Below are 18,541 nucleotides of genomic sequence, written 5' to 3'. Positions count from 1 at the left end.
CGCAGGCTAGCGTCCTGCCCTGTAGAAAGCGCTTGCTATGCAGGTTCCACCGGCTTCTGCTCCACCCCGCTCGCCCCACTCGCACCCGCTCCCGGAGGGATCACATGACGGAACGCAGGACCGTGCGGATCGCCATGAACGGCGTCACCGGACGCATGGGCTACCGCCAGCACCTCGTACGCTCCCTCCTCGCGCTGCGCGAACAGGGCGGACTCGACCTCGGCGACGGCACCACGCTGTGGCCCGAGCCGGTCCTCGTCGGCCGTCGCGAGCACGCCCTGAAGGCGATGGCCGGCCGGCACGGCCTCACCGAGTGGTCGACCGACCTCGACACCGTCCTCGCCGACCCCGGCATCGACATCTACTTCGACGCCCAGGTGACGTCCGCCCGCGAGGAGGCGATCGCGAAGGCCATCGCGGCCCGGAAGCATATCTACACCGAGAAGCCCACCGCGACCGGCCTGGCCGGCGCGCTCCGTCTCGCCCGGCGCGCACGCGGCGCGGGCGTCAAGCACGGCGTCGTCCAGGACAAGCTCTTCCTGCCGGGCCTGCTGAAGCTGAAGCGCCTGATCGACGGCGGATTCTTCGGCCAAGTCCTGTCCGTGCGGGGCGAGTTCGGCTACTGGGTGTTCGAGGGCGACTGGCAGTCCGCCCAGCGCCCGTCGTGGAACTACCGCCGCGAGGACGGCGGCGGCATCGTCGTGGACATGTTCCCGCACTGGGAGTACGTCCTGCACGAGCTGTTCGGCCGGGTCACCTCCGTGACCGCACACGCCGCCACCCACATCCCGCAGCGCTGGGACGAGCACGGCAGGCCGTACGCGGCGACCGCCGACGACGCCGCGTACGGGATCTTCCAGTTGGAGGGCGGCGCGGTCGCGCAGATCAACTCCTCCTGGGCGGTACGCGTGAACCGCGACGAACTCGTCGAGTTCCAGGTCGACGGCACCGAGGGATCGGCGGTCGCGGGCCTGCGCAACTGCCGTGTCCAGCACCGCAGTTCGACCCCCAAGCCGGTCTGGAACCCGGACCTGCCGGTCACCGAGTCCTTCCGCGAGCAGTGGCAGGAGGTGCCCGACAACGACACGTTCGACAACGGGTTCAAGGCGCAGTGGGAGCTGTTCCTGCGCCACGTCGCACTCGACGAGCCGTACCACTGGGACCTGCTCGCCGGCGCACGCGGAGTCCAGCTCGCCGAGCTCGGCCTGCGCTCCTCCGCCGAGGGCCGCCGCCTCGACGTGCCGGAGATCGCGCTGTGAGCCTCCTGCTGCCCCGCCCCGACGGCACGACGCGGGCGTACGAACCCCGCGCGACCCCACTCACCCTGCCCCCGGGGCCGCCTCCCGCCTCCCGTACGGTCTTCTCGGCCGCCCACGTCGTCGCCGACCCGTACGCGGACACCTCGCCCGGCTCTCCCGCCGCGATCGACTGGGACGCCACGCTCGCCTTCCGCCGCCACCTGTGGTCGCACGGCCTCGGCGTCGCGGAGGCGATGGACACGGCCCAGCGCGGGACGGGCCTGGACTGGCCGACGGCGGCGGAGCTGATCCGCCGAAGTACCGCAGAGGCGAAGGCAGTTGGCGGGCGCATCGCCTGCGGGGTCGGCACGGACCAGATCGGCTCGGGGAATGCGGCCGAAGTGAAGGCGGCGTACGAGGAGCAGCTCGGGGTCGTCGAGGAGGCGGGAGCGCAGCCGATCCTGATGGCGTCGAGGGCGCTCGCGGCTGCGGCCCGGGGCCCCGAGGACTATCTCTCGCTCTATACGGACCTGCTCCGCCAGGCCTCCGGGCCGGTGATCCTGCACTGGCTGGGGCCCATGTTTGACCCCGCCCTCGACGGCTACTGGGGGTCGGCCGACCTGGACGCGGCGACGGAGACCTTCCTGGAGGTCGTCGCCGCCCACCCCGACAAGGTCGACGGCATCAAGATCTCCCTCCTCGACGCCCGCCGCGAGGTGGAGCTGAGGCGCCGCCTTCCGGACGGCGTACGGTGCTACACGGGCGACGACTTCAACTACCCCGAACTGATCGCGGGCGACCGAATCGGCTTCAGCCACGCCCTGTTGGGCATCTTCGATCCGCTCGGCCCACTGGCGGCGGAAGCGGTACGCGTCCTGGACAAGGGCGACACCGACGCCTTCCGCGCCCTCCTCGACCCCACCGTCGAACTGTCCCGGCACCTCTTCGAGACCCCGACCCGCTTCTACAAGACGGGGGTGGTGTTCCTGGCGTGGCTGGCGGGACACCAGTCGCACTTCACGATGGTCGGCGGACTGCAGTCGGCGCGGTCGCTGCCGCACTTGGCGCGGGCGTACGAACTGGCCGACGGGATCGGCCTGTTCCCGGACCCGGGGCTGGCCGAGACGCGCATGAAGTCCCTCCTGAACGTGTACGGAGTACCCCAATGACGACGATGCCGACGACGCCGAATCCTTCGACCTCCTCCCGCTTCAGCATCAACCAGATGACGGTGAAGCAGCTCTCCCTGCCGGAGCTGGTGGACGCGTGCGTACGGCTCGGGGTGCGCGGGGTCGGCCTGTGGCGCGAGCCGGTCGCCTCCTACGGCCTCGATGCCGCGGCAAAGCTGGTGCGGGGAGCGAGACTTGAGGTGACCTCGCTGTGCCGCGGCGGCTTCCTCACGGCCATCGACCCGGCCGGGCGGGCCGCCGCCCTCGCCGACAACCGGGCGGCGATCGACGAGGCGGCGACCCTGGGCACGGACACGCTGGTGCTGGTCTCGGGCGGGCTTCCGGCCGGGTCGAAGGACCTCGCGGGCGCGAGGGAGCGGGTGGCCGACGCGCTGTCCTCCCTCGCCCCGTACGCCGCGTCACGGGGCGTGCGGCTGGCGATCGAGCCGCTGCATCCGATGTTCGCCTCGGACCGGTGTGTGGTGTCGACCCTGGACCAGGCGCTGGCGCTGGCTTCGCCCTTTCCCGCGTCGCAGGTGGGGGTGGTGGTGGACACGTACCACGTGTGGTGGGACGACACGGCGCCCGCGGCGGTGGCCCGAGCGGGCGCCGCGGGCCGCATCCACACCTTCCAACTGGCGGACTGGGTCACGCCGTTGCCGGCGGGGGTCCTGCATGGGCGCGGCCAGTTGGGCGACGGCTCGATCGACATCGCGCGGTGGCGCTCCCTGGTCGAGTCGGCGGGGTATTCAGGCCGGATCGAGGTGGAGCTGTTCAACGAGGAGTTGTGGGCGGGGGACGGGGTGGCTCTACTGGAGGAAACGGTCCGGCGGTTTGCCGAGACGCCGGCTTAGCCCGTGCGGTACGTGTCGCGAAGTCACTGCCTGGGTGTGATCGAGCGCGCACGTAGAGTGCCGTCGCGAAGGGCCCGGCCGTCGCACAGGACAGGACAGAGGAGTCGATCGACATGACCGAGTACCCCGAAGGCGCCCCTTGTTGGGTGGACGCGATGTTCACCGACGTGGAAGGCGCCAAGACCTTCTACGCGGAAGTGCTGGGCTGGACGTTCGGTGAGGCGGCCAGCGAGTTCGGCAACTACACGCAGGCCTACTCCGACGGCAAGGCGGTCGCGGCCGTCGTCCCGCCGATGCCGGGCGCCGACGCCCCGTCGCAGTGGTGCCTGTACTTCGCGTCGCCGGACGCGGCGGCCACCGGCGAGAAGATCAAGGCGGCCGGCGGCGAGCTGATGATGGAGCCGATGCAGGTCGGTGCGTTCGGCACGATGCTGATCGCGAAGGAGCCGAGCGGCGCGGTCTTCGGCGTCTGGCAGCCGGGCGAGCACAGGGGCTTCGAGAAGGCAGGCGAGCCGGGGTCGTTCGCCTGGGCGGAGGTCTTCACGCGGGACGTGGCGAAGGTGGACGGGTTCCTGCCGAAGGTCTTCCCCTTCCAGGCCCAGAAGATGGACATGAGCGAGGCCGGGGAGGGCGCGGCCATGGACTACAAGGTCTTCAGCCTGGGCGAGGGTGGCGGGCATCCGGCGCTGGGGCGGATGGCCATGGGCTCCGAGTTCCCGCCGGAGATCCCGGCGTACATCCAGGTCTTCTTCGGGGTGCCGGACTGCGACGAGGCGGTCGCCAAGGCGCAGAAGCTGGGTGGCCGGCTCCACTTCGGGCCGATGGACAGCCCGTTCGGGCGGATGGCGGCGCTTGCGGATCAGCAGGGGGCGGCGTTTGCGGTCATTGACATGGGGACGCGGGTGGGGGATGTGCCGAAGATGACGCCTGCGTAGCCCTTCCGGGGTGGGGGGATCGGGGGGCATCCCGGGGTGCACTGGGGCTCCGCCCCAGACCCCGTATCGCGCCTAAAGGGCGCTCGTCCTCAAACTCCCCCAAGGCCTTAAGGGCCGGGGGGGGACCCCCATGACAGGCTGAAGATGCCGGTGCGGGCCAGCGCCGACCCTGCCAGGGGCGCGGGGAACTGCGCGACCAGCCCCCCACCGGCCCGCGGCCGAGCGCGACGCTCAGGAGGGGCTCACACCCCCCGGGTTCAGGATCGTGAACCGCCAGGTTCCGTCGTGGGCCCGGGCCGCCACATTCACAGCCGTGCCGCACGCACCGACCCGCTCCCCATCCACCCCCGCCAGGGACAGGCTCCAGTCCACGACCACCAGCGCCGTACCCTCCCCCGCCACCACATGGCGAACGGAGTTCGCGATGCACGGGTCCGCCGCGATCAACCCCTCAACTTCCGCCCTCAGCGCCGCAGTTCCCCGAACGACCTCCCCCGCGACCGTACGCATCACCGCCCCCTCCCCGTACAGCGCCAGAACCCGGTCGGCATCGTGTGCATTCAGCGCGTCCTGGAAGGCGCGCGGCAGCAGCGCCGGATCGTCGACGGGCGGTGCTGCCGATGCGGCTCCGCGTCGCAGAAAGGCGGCCAAAGAGGCGTTCACCTCCGCGGGGTGCGTCAGGCTCGGGGTGTGACCCGCGCCCGGAATCACCGCCAGGTCCACCGCGCCGGGCAGGCGATCACGGAGCATCCGCCCCAGCGGCAACGGCACCGGAAGGTCGGCCTCCCCGTGCACGATCAGGGCGGGCTGCGTGATCTCCCCGAGGCGGGCGGAGACGTCGTCCACGCCCATCAGCACGGCCACCGCATCGGCCAGCCGTTCCCGCGGCTGGGCTCGCCACTCCCGCAGCCACTCCTCATGGACATCCGGCCTGCCGAGCAGCAGATCGAGAAGAACCGGAGCCACCGCGTCCGGGCCGCCCGCGCGGAAGCCCTCGCTGACCCCGCCCATCTGAGCCAGCGCCTCCCCGGGCCAGGACACCGCCGCGGTGTCGATCAGGACGAGGGATCCGACCCGTTCCGGCGCGCGCAGGGCCGCGCGAAGCGACAGGAAGCCGCCCTGGGAGTGGCCGACCAGAGTCGCCTGCTCGACACCGAGATGGTCGAGCAGGCCCAGCAGGTCGTCGGCGGAATCCCAGTACGTGTACAGATCGCCGTCGTCCTCGGTGCGGCCGTGCAGCCGGGCGTCCCACACCACACACCTGAACTCCCCACTCAACGCCCGGACTTGGGGCTCCCACATCCGGCGGTTCATGAGGTTGCCGTGGCTGAAGACGACCACCGGGCCGTCGCCGCCCGTGTCCTCGAAGTACAGCTGCTGACCATTGACGGATGCGTAGGGCATGCGCCTTCTCCTGTCGGGATCGGTATCGAGAGCCGCTCGTCGAATCGGGAACGGCCCTCGGGAACGGACTCCACCGTGCCCGGCGGGAACGGGGCCGGTTTGCCCGTGCGCGCACACCCGTTTGTCCGTACGCGCACGCGCACGGGAATCCGCCACCGAGGCCCTGGCGTTCCCCCCTGGGCAAGCGAAGGAGGGGCGAGGCGTCGTGACCGTACGTCTGCGGACGCAGGACCATGCCGCGGCGGAGCGGCGCGCATTCTGGCAGGACGTGGTGTGCGACAGCTTCGTGCCGGTGCATGTCAGGCCGCTGCACGACGATCCGTTCCGCGGGGAGATCACGGCGGACCGGCTCGGCGCGGTCCAGTTCTCCGAGATCTCGGCCGACCCGAGCCGGGTCGACCGTACGCCCCGGCTGATCGCGCGCTCGGAGGCGGAGTACCTGCTGGTGGGCCTGGTTCAGGGCGGCAGCGCGGTGGTTCGGCAGGACGGCCGCGAGGCGGTGCTGCGCGCCGGGGACATGGCCTGTTACGACACCTCCCGGCCCTACACCCTCGTGTGCGGGGAGGACTTCTCGATGCTGGAGTTCATGCTTCCGCACCGTCTGGCCCACCTGGACAGCGGCCGGACCGGCGAGGTGACGGCGACGCGCTTCTCCGCGAGCGAGGGGGTGGGCGCGCTGGTCTCACCGTTCCTGACCCGCCTGGCCAGGCACTCCTGCGACTATGCGGACAGTGCGGCCGCGCTCTCCCAGACCGCCGGCGACCTGCTCGCCACGCTGCTGGCCGAGCGGGTCCGCCCGCCGGGCGACGGCCGGCAGACCGCCCGCCGCACCACGCTGCTGCGGGTCCGCGCCTACATCGACCAGAACCTGGCGGACCCCGGTCTGTCCCCGGAGCAGATCGCGCGGGCGCACCACGTCTCCCTCCGCCACCTGCAGAAGCTGTTCGCCGAGGAGGGGACGACGGTGACGGGGTGGATCAGGGCGCGGCGGCTGGAGGGGTGCCGGCGGGAGTTGTCCGGGCCGTACGGGGCGGATCGCACGGTGGGGGCGATTGCGGCGCGCTGGGGGTTCCTGAACTTGGCCCACTTCAGCCGGTCCTTCAAGGCGGCGTACGGGGTGGGGCCGCGCGAATTCCGCGCGGCGGGGGGTGCGAGCGGGCCCGGTTGCCCCCACCCCGCCCCTTCCCGAGACCCTCCGGGGGTTGGAAGGGGTGAGCCAGTTTTCCTGGGGCTCCGCCCCAGACCCCGTTCGCGCCTAAAGGGCGCTCGTCCTCAATCGCCGGACAGGCTGAAATGCCTTGATGCGGGCCAGCACCAACCCTGTTAGGGGCGCGGGGAACTGCGCAAAAAGGCACCCACGGCCCGCAGCCGCAAGCGCGCCAGGGCCCACACCGGCCCCCGCCCCCCTCACGTCGTGATCATGTCACCAGTCCGTGACAGCGATGTCGTGGAACGCCAACGCCCGTATCCCTCCGGCTCACAGCCCCCTCATAGTGATCGAGCAAGTACCGAGGAGCCGAACCCGCTTCGGCCTCAACCACTGGATAACAAGGGGCTCTTTCATGTCCGGCAACCGTCGCAAGGCCTTTCTCGTCTCCGCAGTCATCGTCGGCGGCGCCATGCTGATGACGGCGTGCCAGGACTCGGACGCGAACTCGGGTGCCACGCAGGCTCCCTCCACGGCCACGCCAGGCGGCAAGGAAGCCTCCACGTCCGGCTCGTCGGCCACGGGCGGCGGCAGCCAGGGTGGCGGGAAGAGCTCCGGCGGGCAGGGGACGTCCGCAGGGACCGGCTCCGGCGGGAACGGAAAGTCCGGCGGCAACTGCCGTACCGCCGACCTGAAGATCACGGCGCAGGACAGCACCATCACCGGCGACCCGGACGGCACCGTCGCGGTGACGCTGAAGAACATCGGCGGCCACGACTGTGCGATATCCGGGTTCGCGGGCGTCGACCTGAAGACCAACGCGGGGTCGCTGTCCGCGAAGCGCACCGCGGAGAAGCCCAGCCCGGGCGTCCTCAAGAGCGGGAAGTCGGTGTCGTTCGGCATCACCTACCCGCTCAACAAGTCGGGCGGCTCCGGCGTCCGCATCACCGGCCTCCTGGTGACCCCGCCGAACGAGACGAAGACGGTCACCCTCGCCTGGCCGGGCGCCGCCACGCTGCCGGTCACGGACGGCACGGGCTCCCCGGTGAAGGTGGGCCCCATCGGAAGCGCGGGCCAGGGCGACTGACCCAGGACGACGTTGATCCCGGGCCCCATCGCGTAAGCGGCGGGGCCCGTTGCACACCCCTCGCCCACGAGCCGCAGGCGGCCGCTCGCGCAGTTCCCCGCGCCCCCAACCCCGCCATCGACCGCAGGCCGCACGTGGCTGCTCGCGCCGTTCCCCGCGCCCCTGGCAGCGTTGGTGCTGGCCCGCATCGAGGCATTTCAGCCTGTCATGGGGGTCCCCCCTGGCCCTTAAGGCCTTGGGGGAGTTTGAGGACGAGCGCCCTTAAGGCGCGAACGGGGTCTGGGGCGGAGCCCCAGGAAAACTGGCTCACCCCTTTCTACCCCCGGAGGCCACGCGGCGGAGCCGCAGAGTGTCGCAGCGGGAAGGGGCGGGGTGGGGAATGATCCCCCCCGAGCCGAAAGGACCCCACCCCCATGAAATTCGCCCTATCCACCCTCGGCCTCCCCGGCATGCCCCTCCCCGAGGTCGCCCACCTGGCCGCCCGCACGGGCTACACCGGCATCGAACTCCGCGCCCACCCCGAGGCCCACATCCACCCCCACCTCGACCCCGCCCAACGCAAAGCAATCACCGCCGAGTTCAAAGCGTCCGGCATCGAAATCCTCTCCATCGCCGGCTACGCCCGAGTAGCAGACCCGACCGACAACACCGACATCCCCCAACTCATCGACCTCGCAAGGGACTTGGGAGCCAGCCACCTCCGCGTCTTCCCCGGCGGCGCCGACAACCCCCACGCCGACGACACGGCCGTCCACCGGCTGGCCAACGCCGCCCAGTACGCAGCTGGCACCGGCATCCGCATCCTCCTGGAAACCCACGACTCCCATCGCACAGGCGAAGCAACCGCCAGAGTCCTGAACCGCGTCGGAGACAAGGACGGCAAAGACAACATCGGCGCCCTCTGGGACGTCATGCACACCTGGCTCGGCGGCGAGACCCCCGCCGAGTCCTACCGGCACCTCGCCCCCCACCTCGGCTACACCCAGGTGAAGGACATCGCCTCGGCGAGCGACACCACCCCCCTCCCCCTCGGCAAGGGCGTACTCCCCCTCAGCGAGTGCCTCGCTCTGCTGCCGCCGGACGGCTGGGTGTGCTGGGAGTACGAGAAGCGCTGGTATCCCGAGGCCGCCCCCCTCCCGGAGCTGCTCCAAGCCGGACGGGAGTACTTGACGCGACTGCCGGCCGGGACAGCGAAGTAAGGCCCACCCCGCCGACGAGCAGCGCCGCCGCACACCACCGCAGCGGCGTCACCGACTCCCCGAGCAGCACCGCCGCGGACGACATCCCGAACACCGGCACCAGCAGGCTGAACGGCGCGACCGACGACGCCGGGTAGCGGCGCAGCAGCATCCCCCACGCCCCGAACCCGAACACCGTACTGATCCACGCCACGTACACCAGCGCCCCGGCACCGCCCCAGTCGAACCCCTCCAGCGCCTCCGCGTCCCTCCCCGGCCCCTCGAAGAGCAACGAAAGGGCCAGCAGCGGGAGTACGGGGACCACCGACACCCAGACCATGAAGTTCAGCGCGTCCGGCGGGGCCGCCTTGCGGGTCAGTACGTTCGACACGCCCCAGCATGCCGCCGCCCCCACCGTCAGCGCGAAGGCGAACAGCGGGCCGCCCGACCCCTCGTCCACCCCCGCCACCACGATCCCCGCAAGGGCCACGCCCATCCCCAACAGCCGTACGCCGCCCGGTCGTTCACCCAGTACCGCCATCGCCACGACCGCCGTGAACACCGCCTGGATCTGAAGGACGAGGGAGGACAGCCCGGCCGGCATCCCCTGGCTCATCCCGATGAACAGCAGCCCGAACTTCGCCACCCCGAGCACCAGCCCCACCGCCACGATCCACTTCCAGGCGACCTTGGGCCGCCCCACGAAGAACACGGCGGGCAGCGCCGCGACCAGGAAGCGCAGGGCGGAGAACAGCAGCGGCGGGAAGTGGCCGAGTCCCACGTCGATGACGACGAAGTTGACCCCCCAGACGGCGGTGACGAGCACGGCGAGCGCGATGTGTACGGGACGCATGCGTCGAGGATCACCGCCCCCGACCATTCAGCACCAGCGCGGATTCCTTGATGATGGGATGAAGCAATACTTAATCCCAGGAGGGGCTCGTGCTCGATCTGGCCCGACTGCGCGCACTGCACGCGGTCCACGTCCACGGTTCCGTCGCCGCCGCTGCCGCCGCGCTCGGCTACACCCCCTCCGCGATCTCCCAGCAGATCACCAAGCTGGAACGGGAGACCCGTACGACCCTCCTGGAGCGACGCGGCCGGGGCATCGCGCTCACCGAGGACGCACTCCATCTCGCTTCCGCAGCACGGGAGTTGATGGACATCGTCGAGCGTACGGAGACCACGCTCGAAGAGCGGCGCGGCCTGCCCACCGGGCAACTCTCCATAGGCGCCTTCGCCACGGCCGCGCGCGGACTCCTCCCGGCCGCCCTCGCCTCGCTCGCCCGCCGACACCCCGCCCTGGACACGAGGTTGTCCGAAGTCGACCCGCACGTCTCGGTCGACCTGGTGGCCAAGGGCGTCATCGATCTGGCCGTCGCGCACGACTGGGACATCGCGCCGCTGCCCGCCCCCGAGGGGGTCGAGCAGGCACCCATCGGCGACGACCACTGCGACGTACTGGTCCCGGCGGGCCACCCCCTGGCAGCCCGCCCCGCGATCCGCCGCGCCGACCTCGCCCACGAGCCGTGGATCTGCCAGCCGCCCGGCTCGGTCTGTCACGACTGGCTCGTACGCACCCTGCGCGCCGACGGCCACGAGCCGGATCTGCGCCACCAGGCGGCCGAGTACCACACCCAACTCGCCCTGGTGGCAGCCGGTTTGGGTATTGCCCTGATCCCCCGACTTGGCCGGGGCCCGCTCCCCGAGGGCGTCGTCGCCCTACACCTCGACCCGGTACCGACCCGCCACCTGTACGCCCTGTGGCGCACCGGTGCGGCCCGCCGCCCGGCGATTACGGCAACGGTTCACGCCCTCCGGGAAGCCTGGGCGGACCTCAGCCGCTGAGCCCGTCGGTCTTGACCGCCTCCACGAACGAGGTCCAGGCCCCCGCCCCGAACACCACGGCGGGCCCGGTCGGGTTCTTGCTGTCCCGCACCGGTATGCACCCCGAGCAGGAGTCGCTGAACTCCAGGCAGTCGCCGCCACTTGCACCGCTGTACGAGGACTTCCGCCAGGTCGCGCACGCGTCGTTCACTTCGAGGCAACTACCTCCGCTTTCACCGCTGTACGTCGACTTCCGCCAAGACGCATACACCTCGCTGACTTCGAGGCATTCGCCGCTGTCGCCGCCGCTGTAGCTGGACTTCCGCCAACCGGTCAGGACCGAGGCGTCGGACACGATGTACTCACTGCGCTTCATGCTCGTAATCCTCCGCCACGGACCGCATCAGCGCTAGGGACCTTTGGTGCGACAACGCGTCACCCAGGGCGTGGTCATAGACCTCCTGACACTGCCGCACCACGGACGGAAGTTCCCAAACCCTGCCGGTCTTCAGGCCTTCGACGTACGCGATGGGCGGAAGGTCGCTGAACCACAGCAGCGAGACGTGTCCCTCCAACAGGGCGTGCGCACCTGCCTCGTACGGAAGCACGTGGAAGCGGACGCGACGGCTTTCACCCAGCGCCAGCAGGTGCCGAAGCTGTTCGCACATCACGAGCGGGCCGCCAATGGGGCGTCGCAACACCGCCTCGTCGAGCATTGTCCACACCACGGGCTTGTCGAAGTCTTGGAGAACCCGCGCGCGTTCCAGCCGCGCTCCGAGGAGCCGGTCACGTTCCTCGTCACTCTTGGGTGGATAGCCCGAGCTGAGCACCTCGCACGCGTACGCCTCCGTCTGCAGAAATCCCGGAACCAGCTTGGGTGCGTACTGGCGAATCATTATCGCCTGCTGCTCGAACTCCAGCACCTCCTCGAAGTGTTCAGCTACCTTGCGGCCATCCAGCGTCGGCAGGAACCGCTCAAAGAACCCATCAGTCCCCAGCACCTTGTCCAGCCGGCGCGCATCGTCCAGAGTCGGCCGCCTCCGCCCCGCCTCGATGTGGGCAATATGCGTGCGCGACATCACCGCACGCTCGCTGAGCCCCTCCTGCGTGAGCCCGGCCGCTTCCCTCCGGGCCCTGAGTTCCTCGCCGTACTTGATGCGGGAAACGGGATTGTCCTCGATCGCCACGACACCAACTCCCTTACGTGCAGGCTGCGTTGTCACGCTGTGTGCACTAGTCAGCGTACGGAACGTGACCCCACGCTGTAAGCGGAACACCACACACAGTGAGAGGCAGTCGTATGAGAGCCCACGCCATGGGGGCGTTCGTCGCCCACACCGGTACGGACGTGTACGGACCCGGCAAGGTGATCGGCACGGACGGTGACTGGCGGCGCGTCCGGTTCGTGCACTTCGTCGCGACCGTCGCCGTGGGCGATCTGCGCACGGCCTCTCCGCAGGAAGAAGGGGAAGTACGCGCATGGCTGAGGGAGAAGGCCGTCCGGCATGGGGGCAACTGGTAGCGGGCCCCGCGCTGGCGTTGCGGGTGTCGCGGGACGGCGGGCGGACGTGGGAGCCGTACGTCATGCCGCGCCCCGGGCAGGAGGCCGCACCAGGCGAGCCGGTCACGAAGGTGCCCGAAAAAGAAATGCGGCACGGCTGTCACATCCCCGTGCCCCCGGGTGTCAGGGCAGTGAAAGCGAAGGACGAAGCAGGCCCACCAGACACAGGAGTCGCAGCCATGCAGGCACGTATGCCGAACCCCGCACAGGTCATCCCCAGCGCGATGCCGGCCATTCTGAGCGTGATCAAGGCCGCCAAGGAAGGCGGGGTGGACGAGTCCACCCTGGAGCTGGTGCACCTGCGGGCCAGCCAGATCAACGGGTGCGCGCCGTGCGTCTACGGCGGCATCACGAGCGCCCGCAAGAACGGGGTGAGCGAGGACCAGCTGGCCACCGTCGTCACATGGCGGGAGGCGCCGTACTTCAGCGACGCCGAGCGGGCGGCGCTCGCGCTGGCCGAGGCCGCCACCCGGCTCGCCGACCGCCCGGACGCGGTGTCCGACGAGGTGTGGGACGAGGCGGCCCGGCACTACGACGAGAAGGGGCTCGCCTCGCTGGTCCTCATGATCGGCGTGACCAACCTCTTCAACCGGCTCAACGCGAGCACCCGGCAGATCGCCGGGGGGACCTGGTAGCGGCAGGGATGAAACTCACCATCGTCGCGGCGAGCGGCGGAATCGGCCGCCTCGCCCTGTTCCGGGCGGTCGCCGAGCGCGGCACGGCGGCGATGTGCGAGGCGATGCGCGCCACGGGGGTGCGCCGCATCGTCGCGATCAGTGCCGCGCCGATCGGGCAGACCGTGGGTCTGGCCGACTGACCACCGCCCGCCACCTCGTCAACTCCCGCACCAATTCGACGAATTGGCGGTCTTATGGAACCCGCCCGGGGCCGCCCCCGTCCAATGTACGTACTGCCGGTGAGTCTCCGCAGAGCGGTGTCGACATCGCTGCTGGCCACGAGCGTCGACTCCCTCTCCAGCCGCCTGCGGCCGGCAGCATGCCGCCACCGGTGCGCCCCCCTCCGACTGCACCGGTGGCGGCCCCTCTCCCTGACGGCAGGAGCCACGCCGTACGGCCTCGTGCGCATAGCCTTGACTGGCAATTATTTTCCGGATAACGGTTCGCTTTGGAAGTTTCTTCCACTCGGGAGGTCTCTTCCCCTCGGGAAGCCGCTTCCTCTTCGGAAGTCTCTTCCGCTCAGGAAGTCACCCACTTCCCTGGGCGACACCGCCGGAAGGAGCGCACGTGCAGCACCGCACCTCAAGACGCAGCCTCCTCACCACCACCGCCGCAGTGGCCGCCATGACCGCCCTCGGCTCCCCGTCCCCCGTGCAGGCCTCCTCGGGCACCGCAGAGCCGGACCGCAGGCTTCGCGCGATCATCGCCCGTATGTCGGTCGAGGAGAAGATCGGCCAGCTCTTCGTGATGCGGGTGTACGGGCACTCCGCGACCGCCCCCGACCAGGCGGACATCGACGCCAACCTCCGCGAGCTCGGGGTGCGCGACGCCGCCGAGCTGATCGCGAAGTACCACGTCGGCGGCATCATCTACTTCACCTGGGCGCACAACACCCGCGACCCGCACCAGATCGCCGGCCTCTCCAACGGCATCCAGGCCGCCGGCCTCGCCCAGCGCGTACCGCTGCCGCTGCTCATCGCGACCGACCAGGAGCACGGCGCGGTGTGCCGGGTCGGGAAACCGGCCACACTCTTCCCGGGCGCGATGGCGATGGGCGCGGGCGGCTCGACCGGGGACGCCCGCACGCTGGGCCGCATCTCGGGCGCGGAGCTCGCGGCGATCGGCATCCGGCAGGACTACTCCCCCGACGCCGACGTGAACATCAACCCGGCCAACCCGGTGATCGGCGTACGGTCCTTCGGCGCGGATCCCGCGGCAGTGGCCCGCATGGTCGCGGCCGAGGTGCGCGGGTACCAGGACTCCTCGGTCGCCGCGACCGCCAAGCACTTCCCGGGGCACGGCGACACCAGCGTCGACAGCCACACCGGCATCCCGGTGATCACGCACACCCGGGAGCAGTGGGAGCAGTTGGACGCGCCGCCGTTCAGGGCCGCGATCGACGCCGGGATCGACGCGATCATGACGGCTCACATCCAGTTCCCGGCCCTGGACCCGAGCAACGACCCGGCGACCCTCTCCCACCCGATCCTGACCGGCATCCTGCGCGAACAGCTCGGCTTCGACGGGGTCGTGATCACGGACTCGCTCGGCATGCAGGGCGTACGCGACAAGTACGGCGACGACCGTGTCCCGGTGCTCGCCCTGAAGGCGGGCGTGGACCAACTCCTGGACCCGCCGAAGCTGGACGTGGCGTTCAACGGGGTGCGCGCGGCCGTGGCAAGCGGCGAACTGCCGCAATCCCGCCTGGACGAATCGCTCCTCCGCATCCTTCGCCTCAAGGACCGACGGGGCCTGTTCGCCCGCCCGTACGTGACCGCGCGGGGCGTGGACCGGACGGTCGGCACCCGGGCGCACCTGGCCGCGGCCGCCTCCGTGGCGGAGCGCACCACCACCCTGCTGGCCAACCCGCAGGGCTTGCTCCCCCTCACCCGCGGCCAGCACCTCCTGATCACGGGCACGGACCCGGACTCTCCATCAGGCACGACGGGCCCGCCGACGACAGTTCTGGCCGGGGCGCTGTCCGAACTGGGTTTCCGGACAACGAAGTTGCCCACGGGAACGCTCCCCTCGCAGGCGCAGATCGAGGCGGCGGTGAGGGCGGCGGCCGGGCAGGACGCGGTGATCGTGGGAACGTACAACGCGGGGGCGGGCGGCGCGCAGAGCAGACTGGTGGCGGCGCTGGTCGCGACCGGGGTGCCAGTGATCCACCTCGCCCTCCGCAACCCGTACGACGTCGCACACTTGGCGGCCGGGTACGCGGCCTCGCTGGCGACGTACTGCTGGACGGACGTCGAACTCCGGGCTGCGGCACGGGTGTTGGCCGGACGGGTCGGTCCCCGCGGCCGCCTCCCGGTCGCGGTCCCCCGCGCCGACGACCCTACGCAAGATCTCTATCCGATCGGCCACGGCCTGTCGTACTAGCCGTACGCCGCACCCCCGGCGCACCACCCCCAAGTAGCGCAAAGCCCCCCGGACACCTGGCGTGCAACCGCTCCGGCGGGTCACGCTTGGGTCGTATCCGGGGGGTTCTGGGGGGTCGTATGCGTACGTACCGTTTGGCGTGTTTGGTGTGCCTGCTGCTGCTCACGGCGTTGGGGTGCCGGGAGGCGGCGGGCGGCGGCTCGGCGACGGAGCTGTCGACGGGAACGTCATCACCTTCACCTGCATCACCTTCGCCAGCGTCTTCGCCATCGCCGTTCCTCGCCATGGGTGGGTGCGCGTCGCGCGAGGGGGCGGTGGGCGACACGAAGGACTTCCACGAGGTGCCGTGCACGAGCGAGCGGGCGGTGGCGAAGGTGCTGGCCCGCCGGAACGGGGCGGCAGCCAAGGGGGCGGCCGTGGACTGCCCCTTGTACACGGACTTCGTCCTGTACGTGTCCGAGAGCGTGCCGTCGGCGGCGGCGAGCGGGGACGGAAGCGTGTCGCGGGGCCACGCCTGCATGCGCAACCTGGAGCCGCCGCATCCGGGCGACCCCGGGATGGGGGGCGGGCCGTACACGGTGGTGGGGGACTGCGTGTACGCGGCGGGCGAGGACCAGGTGAAGGAAACGGCATGCGACGGCTCGGGCCCGCATGCCCCCCAGTACCGGGTGGTGTCGGCGGTGCCGACGCGCTCGGACTGCCCGTCTTCGACGCGGCTGTACGTACAGCTGACGGGGGGTCAGGGGGCGGTGGGGTGCGCTCGGCGGGTGTGATTCCCCCACTCCGCCCCTTCCCGAGCCCCTCCGGGGGTTGAAGGTGTTCCTGGGGCTCTGCCCCAGACCCCGTTCGCGCCTGAAGGGCGCTCGTCCTCAATCGCCGGACAGGCTGAAGATGCCTGTACCCGGCGCTGCTAGGGGCGCGGGGAACTGCGCGACCAGCCACCGACGGCCCGCAGCGAACCATCAGCACCCCCGGCGGGTTCAGGGAAGGGGCGGGGTGGGGCCTCCCGGGGTCTGGGGCAGAGCCCCAGGTGGCCCACCCCGCCCACCGGGGCTACGGGCGCAGCGCCGGCTCCCGGTCCAGCGGTGCCGCGTCCAGCTTCGCGTCGAACGACGCCTGCGGCTTCACCGGGGCTCCGCTCAGGCCCGCCCAGCGGAGGATGGAAGCCGTGGCCGACGCCTTCTGGTCGGCCGCCAGCAGGGCCACCTTCGAGCCGTGGTTGCCGCCCGCCACCGTGTAGACGTAGGAGTCGTGTGCCCCCGCGCCCAGGGAGAACCGCTCCGCGCCCCACGGGTCGTTCTGGCCGTACACGTACAGCATGTGGTCCGCGTGGTGCTTGACCCACGTGTCGACGTCCCGCATCGCCCACGGCTGGAACCGCATCGGGATGTCCCGCGGCACGAAGTTCCGCGGCGGCTGGTAGCCGTAGCGGCTCAGCTTGCCGAGCCAGGGCTGCTTGATCGTGGGCGAGCCCAGCTGTGTACCGGCCTGGTAGTAGTACGCCGTGTACGGGGACAGACCCTGGTCGGTGTAGAAGGAGAAGCCGGAGATCGTGTCGACCGAGTCCCAGATCGCCTGGTCGGTGGCGTGCGCCGCGTCCGCCGGGATGGTCGGGCAGTCGGCCAGCAGGTGGTACTGCCAGAAGCCCCAGACGTAGTCGAGTACGACCGCCTCGTACGCCTTGTCCAGGGTGCCCACCGTCGTGAAGGTGTAGCCGTTCGCGGTCGCGTATTCCTGGTACTTCTTCTCCAGGGAGTCCCGCCGCACCAGCGCCTCGCGCTGCACGCCCTCCAGCTTGTCGCGGCACTCCTTGGTGCCGACCGTCCGGAAGAACCGGTCGTAGGCCGAATCCTCGTTGTTCACCACGTCGTTGGGGGCCACGTACGAGACGACGCCGTCCATGTCGCGCGGGTAGAACCGCTTGTAGTACGTGGCCGTCATGCCGCCCTTCGAGGCGCCCGTGGTCAGCCAGTTCTTGGTGTAGACCGGCTTCAGGGCCTGGAATATGGCGTGCTGGTCGCTGGCCGCCTGCCAGATGTCGTCCTTGGACCAGTCGGCGGGCGTCGGCCGCGACGGCGCGAAGAACCGGTACTCGACGGAGACCTGGTTGCCGTCGACGATCTGCGTCGGCTCGGTGCGGCTCGGCGTCGTGGAGACCGAGTAGCCGCTCGTGTACATAACCGTCGGGCGGTCGACATCCTTGTGCAGCAGGGTGATGCGCTGCTGGAAGGTGGCCCTGCTGTACGGATTGGCGTGGTCTACGGGCTGCGTGAAGTTCAGTACGAAATAGCGGTAGCCGCTGTACGGCTTCTCTTCTATGAGGCTCATCCCGGGTATCGCCAGGATGCGGTCCTTGATGTCCGGCTCGGCGGCGGTGGCCGCCCCTGCCGCGGCTCCCGTCGCGGTCATCGTGCCTATCAGCACGACGAGCGACAGCAGCCATCTGAGCGCCTTGCGCATTCACACTCCCCTGTGGGGCCCCTGTGGGCACGAACGTGGCCCCGCGAACCTAGCGGGGGCAACACCCGCCCCGCCAGCCCCGGTTGAGCTCCACAGTTGACCTTCGCACGGGTCGCGTACGTGGTGCCCCCGGCTCAGAAGCCCCCGCTCAGCACACCCAGCCCGTCTCCGCCGCGCTCCCCGCTATCGCCCCCGTCGCCCGCACGCACCGGCTGCCCGAGTGCACGGTGACCGGCCCCGCCATCCTCGTGTACGAGCCCGAGTCGCCGGCCGGAGCGCTGCCCCGGGCCTGGAGCGTCACCGACATCTGGCGCCGCGCGCCCGGGTTCTTCGCCGCGGTCACCGCGCACGCGTACCCATTGCCCTTGTACAGCCGCAGCTCACCCGTGCTGAACCCGACCGTCTTCACCGGCCGCCCCGCACACGCGGCCGCCGCGTCCGCGCTGCCGCCGCCCGGCCCGAACACGACCAGGCCGCCCGCCGCCGCGGCCACCGCCAGCCCCGCGAGCCCCCTGTTTCCGACCCCACCGAACACGCTTGCATCCTTCCGCCACTTGAGCGTATGTGGGGATGGACGCACCCGGCCGTCCGAATGGTTCTCCGGGCGTCTCACAGGGTGGGA

18 protein-coding genes and 1 pseudogene are annotated in these 18,541 nt (G+C 70.7%); 13 read left to right on the top strand and 6 right to left on the bottom strand.

The genetic code is table 11. The annotated features are described in order from the left end of the window. Positions 1–104: 104 nt before the first annotated feature. The 4 genes from ACSHXC_RS25060 (at position 105) to ACSHXC_RS25045 (ending at position 4,196) form a co-directional block, all read left to right on the top strand. The gene (locus tag ACSHXC_RS25060; RefSeq protein ID WP_438293742.1) at positions 105–1,259 is read left to right on the top strand and encodes a Gfo/Idh/MocA family protein; all 1,155 of its coding nucleotides are present in this window, start codon (positions 105–107) and stop codon (positions 1,257–1,259) included. Next, complete coding sequence (locus tag ACSHXC_RS25055; protein WP_438293741.1) at positions 1,256–2,407, top strand: dihydrodipicolinate synthase family protein; 1,152 nt, start codon at positions 1,256–1,258, stop codon at positions 2,405–2,407. The genes ACSHXC_RS25060 and ACSHXC_RS25055 overlap by 4 nt, the downstream gene beginning before the upstream one ends. After that, complete coding sequence (locus ACSHXC_RS25050) at positions 2,404–3,261, top strand: sugar phosphate isomerase/epimerase family protein (RefSeq protein ID WP_438293740.1); 858 nt, start codon at positions 2,404–2,406, stop codon at positions 3,259–3,261. The genes ACSHXC_RS25055 and ACSHXC_RS25050 overlap by 4 nt, the downstream gene beginning before the upstream one ends. Positions 3,262–3,374: 113 nt before the next feature. After that, the gene (locus ACSHXC_RS25045) at positions 3,375–4,196 is read left to right on the top strand and encodes a VOC family protein (RefSeq protein WP_438293739.1); all 822 of its coding nucleotides are present in this window, start codon (positions 3,375–3,377) and stop codon (positions 4,194–4,196) included. 231 nt (positions 4,197–4,427) lie between these two features. Here ACSHXC_RS25045 and ACSHXC_RS25040 read toward each other — a convergent pair whose 3' ends face one another. Further along, on the bottom strand, positions 4,428–5,600 hold the full coding sequence (locus tag ACSHXC_RS25040; RefSeq protein ID WP_438293738.1) for an alpha/beta fold hydrolase: 1,173 nt from the start codon (positions 5,598–5,600) through the stop codon (positions 4,428–4,430). A 205-nt stretch (positions 5,601–5,805) separates the two neighbouring features. Between ACSHXC_RS25040 and ACSHXC_RS25035 the strand changes: the two genes are divergently transcribed. The 3 genes and pseudogenes from ACSHXC_RS25035 to ACSHXC_RS25025 form a co-directional block, all read left to right on the top strand. Next, positions 5,806–6,927 (top strand): helix-turn-helix domain-containing protein, encoded by a 1,122-nt coding sequence (locus ACSHXC_RS25035; RefSeq protein ID WP_438293737.1) that lies wholly within the window; start codon positions 5,806–5,808, stop codon positions 6,925–6,927. A 235-nt stretch (positions 6,928–7,162) separates the two neighbouring features. Next, positions 7,163–7,834 (top strand): DUF4232 domain-containing protein, encoded by a 672-nt coding sequence (locus tag ACSHXC_RS25030; protein ID WP_438293736.1) that lies wholly within the window; start codon positions 7,163–7,165, stop codon positions 7,832–7,834. A 413-nt stretch (positions 7,835–8,247) separates the two neighbouring features. Next, positions 8,248–8,946 (top strand): annotated as a pseudogene (locus ACSHXC_RS25025) (sugar phosphate isomerase/epimerase family protein); the annotation flags it as partial. On the opposite strand, the gene ACSHXC_RS25020 reads toward ACSHXC_RS25025, so the two are convergent. Then, the gene (locus ACSHXC_RS25020; RefSeq protein WP_438293735.1) at positions 8,885–9,865 is read right to left on the bottom strand and encodes an EamA family transporter; all 981 of its coding nucleotides are present in this window, start codon (positions 9,863–9,865) and stop codon (positions 8,885–8,887) included. The pseudogene ACSHXC_RS25025 and the gene ACSHXC_RS25020 overlap by 62 nt on opposite strands. Positions 9,866–9,954: 89 nt before the next feature. Here ACSHXC_RS25020 and ACSHXC_RS25015 point away from each other — a divergent pair, with 89 nt between their 5' ends. Next, a complete protein-coding gene (locus ACSHXC_RS25015) occupies positions 9,955–10,860 on the top strand; it encodes a LysR family transcriptional regulator (RefSeq protein WP_438293734.1) in 906 nt (301 codons plus the stop codon). Here the strand turns inward: ACSHXC_RS25015 and ACSHXC_RS25010 are convergent. Beyond that, positions 10,850–11,215, bottom strand: a complete 366-nt coding sequence (locus tag ACSHXC_RS25010; protein ID WP_438293733.1) for a DUF397 domain-containing protein — start codon at positions 11,213–11,215, stop codon at positions 10,850–10,852. The genes ACSHXC_RS25015 and ACSHXC_RS25010 overlap by 11 nt on opposite strands. After that, entirely contained in the window at positions 11,202–12,026 is an 825-nt protein-coding gene (locus ACSHXC_RS25005) for a helix-turn-helix domain-containing protein (protein WP_438293732.1), read from the bottom strand. Before ACSHXC_RS25005 ends, ACSHXC_RS25010 begins: the two co-directional genes overlap by 14 nt. Positions 12,027–12,139: 113 nt before the next feature. On the opposite strand from ACSHXC_RS25005, the gene ACSHXC_RS25000 reads away from it, so the two are divergent. From ACSHXC_RS25000 to ACSHXC_RS24980, 5 genes are all read left to right on the top strand, one after another. Next, the gene (locus tag ACSHXC_RS25000; protein ID WP_438293731.1) at positions 12,140–12,361 is read left to right on the top strand and encodes a hypothetical protein; all 222 of its coding nucleotides are present in this window, start codon (positions 12,140–12,142) and stop codon (positions 12,359–12,361) included. Between the two features lie 218 nt (positions 12,362–12,579). Further along, complete coding sequence (locus ACSHXC_RS24995) at positions 12,580–13,035, top strand: carboxymuconolactone decarboxylase family protein (RefSeq protein WP_386009663.1); 456 nt, start codon at positions 12,580–12,582, stop codon at positions 13,033–13,035. Between the two features lie 8 nt (positions 13,036–13,043). After that, positions 13,044–13,217, top strand: a complete 174-nt coding sequence (locus ACSHXC_RS24990; RefSeq protein WP_438293730.1) for a hypothetical protein — start codon at positions 13,044–13,046, stop codon at positions 13,215–13,217. Between the two features lie 427 nt (positions 13,218–13,644). Further along, positions 13,645–15,459: a glycoside hydrolase family 3 protein gene (locus ACSHXC_RS24985; protein WP_438293729.1), complete on the top strand. Its 1,815-nt coding sequence runs from the start codon at positions 13,645–13,647 to the stop codon at positions 15,457–15,459. A 314-nt stretch (positions 15,460–15,773) separates the two neighbouring features. After that, a complete protein-coding gene (locus ACSHXC_RS24980; protein ID WP_438293728.1) occupies positions 15,774–16,232 on the top strand; it encodes a hypothetical protein in 459 nt (152 codons plus the stop codon). Positions 16,233–16,512: 280 nt separating this feature from the next. Here ACSHXC_RS24980 and ACSHXC_RS24975 read toward each other — a convergent pair whose 3' ends face one another. Continuing rightward, the gene (locus ACSHXC_RS24975; RefSeq protein ID WP_438293727.1) at positions 16,513–17,919 is read right to left on the bottom strand and encodes a S28 family serine protease; all 1,407 of its coding nucleotides are present in this window, start codon (positions 17,917–17,919) and stop codon (positions 16,513–16,515) included. 148 nt (positions 17,920–18,067) lie between these two features. Beyond that, positions 18,068–18,454: a hypothetical protein gene (locus ACSHXC_RS24970; protein WP_438293726.1), complete on the bottom strand. Its 387-nt coding sequence runs from the start codon at positions 18,452–18,454 to the stop codon at positions 18,068–18,070. Positions 18,455–18,541: the final 87 nt, after the last annotated feature.

The organism is Streptomyces sp. HUAS TT7, from assembly GCF_051550175.1.
Taxonomy (GTDB): domain Bacteria; phylum Actinomycetota; class Actinomycetes; order Streptomycetales; family Streptomycetaceae; genus Streptomyces.
This window is presented reverse-complemented; position numbering and strand designations above follow the sequence as displayed.